This window comes from Desulfotomaculum sp. OF05-3, assembly GCF_003435535.1.
Classification (GTDB): domain Bacteria; phylum Bacillota; class Clostridia; order Lachnospirales; family Lachnospiraceae; genus Pilosibacter; species Pilosibacter fragilis.
In genome coordinates this window covers 49,226-55,545 of sequence record NZ_QWGO01000024.1, presented here as the reverse complement: position 1 = coordinate 55,545, position 6,320 = coordinate 49,226, and the positions used below count along the sequence as shown (strand labels likewise).

At 45.9% G+C, this 6,320-nt stretch carries 6 protein-coding genes and 1 other RNA gene; all 7 read right to left on the bottom strand.

The features are described 5' to 3' along the window. Positions 1–272: 272 nt before the first annotated feature. Entirely contained in the window at positions 273–848 is a 576-nt protein-coding gene (locus DXA87_RS12565; protein ID WP_117469377.1) for a hypothetical protein, read from the bottom strand. A 311-nt stretch (positions 849–1,159) separates the two neighbouring features. After that, positions 1,160–1,657 (bottom strand): hypothetical protein, encoded by a 498-nt coding sequence (locus DXA87_RS18445; protein ID WP_242998062.1) that lies wholly within the window; start codon positions 1,655–1,657, stop codon positions 1,160–1,162. A gap of 6 nt (positions 1,658–1,663) precedes the next feature. Continuing rightward, entirely contained in the window at positions 1,664–2,008 is a 345-nt protein-coding gene (locus tag DXA87_RS18440) for a hypothetical protein (protein WP_242990604.1), read from the bottom strand. Positions 2,009–2,206: 198 nt separating this feature from the next. Further along, an RNA gene (gene rnpB / locus DXA87_RS12555) (RNase P RNA component class A) lies at positions 2,207–2,551 on the bottom strand. A 274-nt stretch (positions 2,552–2,825) separates the two neighbouring features. Next, complete coding sequence (locus tag DXA87_RS12550; RefSeq protein WP_117504673.1) at positions 2,826–4,481, bottom strand: nucleoside kinase; 1,656 nt, start codon at positions 4,479–4,481, stop codon at positions 2,826–2,828. A gap of 301 nt (positions 4,482–4,782) precedes the next feature. Continuing rightward, positions 4,783–5,583: a Nif3-like dinuclear metal center hexameric protein gene (locus DXA87_RS12545; protein WP_117504663.1), complete on the bottom strand. Its 801-nt coding sequence runs from the start codon at positions 5,581–5,583 to the stop codon at positions 4,783–4,785. Beyond that, positions 5,561–6,307, bottom strand: a complete 747-nt coding sequence (locus tag DXA87_RS12540; protein ID WP_117504661.1) for a class I SAM-dependent methyltransferase — start codon at positions 6,305–6,307, stop codon at positions 5,561–5,563. The genes DXA87_RS12545 and DXA87_RS12540 overlap by 23 nt, the downstream gene beginning before the upstream one ends. Positions 6,308–6,320 lie beyond the last annotated feature (13 nt).

The window sequence follows — 6,320 nt, the reverse complement described above, 5'->3', positions numbered from 1 at the left end:
CCGGACAGACGGCTTCGCCGCAACGGAATATTCATTTGCCCGTGAGTTAGTATGTTCCTCACATCCAGCTTCCTCCAGATTCCATCTCACGATGGACACCCTTGCCTTCGGCTATATCCTTCCCACTACCGGGCGGATTCGGGACTTTGACCCGTTAGAAACGTGCGCCGCCAGGCGCACCAGAAAAAAAGCTGATAGAAAGATTTTTCTACCAACTTTTTTACGTATTAATACAATCAAACGCTATCTATATTATCCACCGAAATAATGGCTTACTCATTACTGTAATTGCTCTCAAAAAGTCCTTTTATTAAAGGGATCAGAGATTTATTATAATAATATTCATACATATTCGACTTATTAAATACATTTTCATCTTCTGAAATAAGCATAATTCCTTTGTTATTTTCTTCTGAAAATGTTGTATCAAGAATAAATACGTAAGATATAATCTTAAATAAATCTCCTTCATTGCTACTGTTAATTACATTTTTCCACTTTATTGGTTCCTTATAATAAAAGCTTATTAAAATATCTTGATTTGAAAGTTCTTTTTCTGAGAAAGTATTTAATATTTTTATTGGCGCATCCATATCTTTTAAATTGGCATCAGTAAGAGGCTCATTGATATCTTTAATAGTCTTCCACCAATTCCTTTCAATTAAAGCAACCACTTCTGAGAACTCCAACTGCTCCGGTGTTAAATATATTTCCGAAATACCATTATTTACTTTAATGCTTGTTGGTGTCGATAATACTGCTTGTGGAAAATCAATTCTATCATTACTGTGCCCACATGCAGATAACATCAACATCATAATAGATAGGGCAATAAAATACTTTTTCATATACTTACCTCCTAAGAATTCCTTAATATACATCATGTGCAATTTCCAAGATATTGCCAGAAATTGCATCTATATCAACATAATAGTTCAATTCATAAACAACTCCATCGACATTTACTTTGACGGGATAAACCAGTTTCCAAAATATCTTTCCCTTAAAAGTTTTTAAATCCTCCATACTAGTATGATTCACGCAAATTAGAAGCCTATTTCAAACTATCGTTTTATGCTAATTCTGGATAGACTTTCTCTTTCGTGAAATTGGTTTTGGTGCTTTTTTGTTTTTGTTTTCTGCTGAAGCAGCTCATACACTATGAAATCAATCTCTTCTTTAGAAAGGTCATAAAGTCAGAACTTTTATGAGTTTCACTTACTAATGGAATTGCTTCTCCTGAGAGCAAATCAATCGCTGCAAGCAGAGAGAGGGTCTCCAACCTGACATACTCATAATCTCGCTGATAGCCACTGCTTTTATCTGTATTCGGAATCGGTGGACGGTCTTCACCTGTGGTAGCAATTGCCTGAATTCCTGGCTTTTCATCATAAAACAGGGTATGTACGGCATCTTTCTCAAAGGGAATCAGTTTTCCATCCTTGTCAAACTGCATTTCAATCTGCTTGTGGATAACAAGGACATCATGCATTTTTGCATCAAACTCAGGATCCCGTCTTTCGCAGTAATAAGACACCTGAAATGGTTTGATCCTTGCATTGCTCAGAATTTTCCGAAGCGTTGTTTCAGCTACTGTTGCCCTACGAAGATGTCCTTCCGCTTCTGCTATAGAGTTGATGAATTTCCTGAAACTCATGGGATATCAGAATTCAGCAGAATAGCCGTAATCCTTCGGTTTTTGGCAAGCTTTACTGATTACCCAGGTGATATCGTCATCGGTGATTTCCGCTTTTCTTCCACGGCCGTTGTTATCATGTAAAGAAGCTTCAACACTGTTCTCTTTAAATTTATTAAGACAACGTTTTACCACACCGATTCCAATATCCAGTTTGTCAGCAATTGCTTCGTTAGATGCACCCTCAGATTTGAGCAGAAGGATTCTGGCACATTGATAAACGCGAATTTCCAAAGTGCTCTGAGTCAGCAGTTTATTTAAGTAAGATTTATCATCATCTGTTAAAGAAATAGTTTTAATTGTATTAGGCATAATTGACACCTCCGATGGTTCAATTGTACCATAAATAGGAATGTGAATTAAAATAGTTTGTTATTTAAAGTGGATTGTACTAGATAAAGCGTCATCATAATAGTACCCCAAAATTGATTCGATATTCTAAAAAGACCGCTTTTCAAAACCTTATCATTCGATACTGAAAAGCAGTCTTCATCATTTTCCATATTCAATATTCTGAGCAAGACGATAAGCCGGGTTATGTCGTTGGATGGTCATCTATCTAGACCGTCCGTCACCGGACGGCTCAAGCGGCCTACCCGGAAGCAGACGGGCCGCCTTATGCTTCCTGTTTGGCCTTGCTTCGAGTGAGGTTTGCATGTGCCCTCCCTGTTACCAGTGAGGCGGTAGTCTCTTACACTGCCTTTCCACCCTTACATGTTTCCATGCGGTTTATTTCTGTTGCACTGTCTCTGAAGTCGCCTTCGCCGGACGTTATCCGGCACCCTGCCCTTTGAAGCCCGGACTTTCCTCTCCTGCATCCCTTAGGATTGCAGCAGCGACCATCTGTCTTACTCAGAACTTGTTTATTTTAGCATATATTTATTTTGATGTCCAGACGTGTGTTTATATTTTTTCGTTACGGCTTTTACAGAGTTACTGTACACGGGTAGGAATTTTCTGAACTGAAAATTCCGTACAATACAGTGGCGGTAGTGGATTTTGCCGATTTGGAATGCGAAGCATCGGCAAAATCAGTTACTGTTTGCGCAAGGCGTGAACAGTAACTTTACAGATAATGTCCATATGGATGCACACTCCTATGAAAATACCACAGAAAAAACGGATACAACTACACGTTCAGACAGCTTCCCCCGATAAACTCCCTGAGAATCGAAGTCTTCGGGATCACATCACTGTCGATGGCAAGGAAATAGTCCAGGAATTTGAGAAGCCGCTTCGCCTCATCATACTCTTCCCTGTCTCTCGGGATATTGAAGAGCAGCGGTTCCGCATAGAGCTTCAATACCGCAAGCTCATACACAAGCGCGGAGTTAAACATCACATCGGCGCTCTCCTGGTACGGGAAGATATTCTTGTCCTCGCCGCGGCGCACCGACGGCCAGCGCTCGATCGTCTCTAACGCGGAGGTTCCTCTTGTTCTCGCGTCCCGCACCATCCGGCGGATCAGTCGTCCGTCAGTTGTCGGGATCCGGTTGTGCTCATCCACATTCAACTGAGTCAGGGCGCTGATGTAGATCTTAAATTTACTGTCCTTCGGAAGTTCTGAGGACATCGCGTCATTCAGGCAGTGGATGCCCTCGATGACGAGAATATCCTTCTTTCCAAGCTTCAGCATTTCGCCTTTGTATTCCCTCTTACCGGTCTTAAAGTTAAACCGTGGAAGTTCGATGGTCTTACCGGAGAGCAGAGCGTTCATATCCTCATTAAACTGTGGAATATCCACGCACCCAAGCGCCTCAAAATCCGGCTGCCCGTTCTCGTCAAGCGGATACTCTTCCCGGTTGCGGAAATAGTTGTCCACGGAGATCGGATGCGGATTGTATCCCAGCGCCGCAAACTGGGTTGAAAGCCTGTGGCTGAAGGTTGTCTTACCGGACGAAGACGGTCCCGCGATCATCACGATCCTGCGGTCCGGATCCTTCACTGCCTTCTCAGCAACCTGACCGATATTTTTCTCCTGCAGCGCCTCCTGCATCAGGATCAGATCCTGCCCTCTGCCGTCCACGATCATCTTATTTAATGCGCCGACGTTCGGCACCTCCAGGCTGTCACTCCAGCGGTAGGAAGAATGCAGGATTGAAAACAGCTTCTCCCGGATCGCCGGATGCTCCACATGTTTCGGATCCGTTTTCACCGGAAGAAGGAGCAAAAATCCCGCATGACACGGAACAAGGTCAAAATACTTCACATAACTGGTGTCCGGAACCATATATCCATAAAAATAGTCCTCAAACTCCCCAATGCTGTAAATATTCACCCGCGATGCCCGACGATACTGGAACAGCTGCTCCTTATCATGCATCCCATGCTTTCCAAAAAGCTCCACCGCGTCATCTGTATTGACACTCCGCTTTTTCACCGGAATCGCCGCGTCCCTAAGCTTCTCCATATGCGCCTTCACTTCAGAAAGCAACTTCTCGTCCACCGTAACATTCCCGACGAGCTCCCCGTAGATCCCGTTTCCCAGAGCAAAGTCGATCTGGATCTTCTTGATCTTCTCTCGCGGAATTACCTCATAAAACGCCTTTAGCATCAGAAAGATCGCACTGCGCTCGTACGTCTTATAACCTGCGTTTTCCTTCGATGTGATAAAGGAAATCTCAGAATCTCCCGCCAGAGTCTTTTCAAGCTCCCTGAGCTTTCCATTGACCCGCACAAGCAGGATATCATTCTCATACTGATCCTGAAAATCTCGCGCGATCTCCAGATAGGTTGTTCCCTCCGGATACGATCTTTCGATTCCATTCACCTTAACAACTGCCATAAAACCACCTCCCACAACCTCTCCGCTGATGATATTCACAACATCAGCAACAGCCATTTCACTTCGATCTATAGCACCGGTCTGCCTCCGATCCCGGGCGCCTGTTTTTCGGGGATTGGCTTCCTCTTAGCTCGCAGGTGAATGCGTTGGAGGAAAGGTGACACTTGTCTGAGCGAAGCGAGTTGTGTCACCTTTTCTCCGCCCTTAGCATTCGCATGCAAGCTTAGAGAAACCTCCCCGAAAATCATCTCAGCCCGGGGGCGGAGGCTGACCGGATCGGTGCGTCCCCGAAGCCAATTACCTACACAACGACCGCAGGAAACTTCACCGCCATCTTCACGACCTCAATATCAGCAGGCAGCTTCTCCTTCAAAAAACCTTCCATAAAATCCATAAAGATATGCTCCAGCCCATAATGCCCTGCATCAATGATCATCATCCCCTGAGCCGCCGCGTCGATCCCCTCATGGTGGCTGATATCCCCGGTGATAAACGCCTGAGCGCCTGCCTTCAGTGCCTCCTTAAGCTCACTTCCACCTGCCCCCGGGCAGGTAGCTGCCTTCACAATTGGAGTATCCTCATAGAGTTCACTTCCATAAACGGTCACAAACGGAAGTCCAAACCGGTTCTTAACCTCTCGCACGAGCTCCAAGCCCTTCATAGGCACTTTCAGCGATCCTGTCTTACCGATTCCGTACTCCGTCCCGGAAATCTCTCCCATGGCCTCCAGCGGCTTCTGATCGGTAAAATTCAACCGGTCCGCCACAATATCCGCCATGCACCCCGGCGCCGAATCAAAATTTGTATGCATCGCATAGTATGACACATCCGACTGGATCAGGGACACAAGCCGTCTTCCAATAAAATCTTCGTCCGAAACATGCTTCACCGGCTTAAAGATCAGCGGATGATGGCTTAACAGCATATCTGCCCCGATCTCCTTCGCCCGCTCCACCGCCGCATCATCCGCGTCCAGCGTCAAAAGGATCTTCTTCACGTCCTTGTCGATCCGCCCCGCTAAAAGTCCCGGATTATCCCAGTCACAGGCACAGGACTTCGGCGCAAGCGTCTCTAAGATTTCAATGATCTCCCTGCATTTCATGCTGTACCTCCTGATTTTCTTTTAACTGTAATTTCAACTCGGAAAGCCGCTCTGCCGCCCGTTCGGAATCCCCCGCTTTCGCGGAAAGATCCTCGATGAACCGCAGAAGCTTCGTCTCTTCCTCCTTCAGATATGTAAGAAGAACCGGATTCTTCGTTTGGATCAGATAATCGCCGTAGAGCATGCGGCTGTCCTCAGAAAGGCTTAAAACATCCGGATCCACTGTTTTTCCCTCAGAATCTGCGTCTTTCTCTCTCCGCACATCCATCACCGTATAAAACTTCCCGTCTTCAAGGACCATATCTTCCTTCCGGATCACAAAACCGTTCTCAAAAAGCCATCTTCTGACCTTAAAGATCTCCGACTGCGGCGATAAGACCCACTGTTTCACTGAATCCCACATATGTCTTCCGTTTTCCAGGATCTTAATGATCAGCTCGCCGCCCATTCCCGCGATCACGACAGAATCTGCCTCACCGGGCTGAAGTTTTGCGACACCGTCAGAAAGTCTCGTCTCGATCTTATCCGCAAGTCCAGCCAGGGCAATATTCTCCGTCGCCCTGGATAACGGGCCTTTCCGCACATCCATAGCCACGGCCTTCTTCACGATCGCTCTCCTGACAAGCTCCACCGGAACATGTCCGTGGTCCGTCCCAACGTCTGCCGCGGACTCCCCAGGTTCCACAAACGAGAGCACCAGCTCCAGGCGTTCTGATAATTTCATATCAATTTCTCCA

Coding starts and splice junctions, on each gene's coding strand:
- DXA87_RS12565 (WP_117469377.1), bottom strand. CDS start 848: ATGAAAAAGTATTTTATTGCCCTATCTATTATGATGTTGATGTTATCT.
- DXA87_RS18445 (WP_242998062.1), bottom strand. CDS start 1,657: ATGAGTTTCAGGAAATTCATCAACTCTATAGCAGAAGCGGAAGGACAT.
- DXA87_RS18440 (WP_242990604.1), bottom strand. CDS start 2,008: ATGCCTAATACAATTAAAACTATTTCTTTAACAGATGATGATAAATCT.
- DXA87_RS12550 (WP_117504673.1), bottom strand. CDS start 4,481: ATGGCAGTTGTTAAGGTGAATGGAATCGAAAGATCGTATCCGGAGGGA.
- DXA87_RS12545 (WP_117504663.1), bottom strand. CDS start 5,583: ATGAAATGCAGGGAGATCATTGAAATCTTAGAGACGCTTGCGCCGAAG.
- DXA87_RS12540 (WP_117504661.1), bottom strand. CDS start 6,307: ATGAAATTATCAGAACGCCTGGAGCTGGTGCTCTCGTTTGTGGAACCT.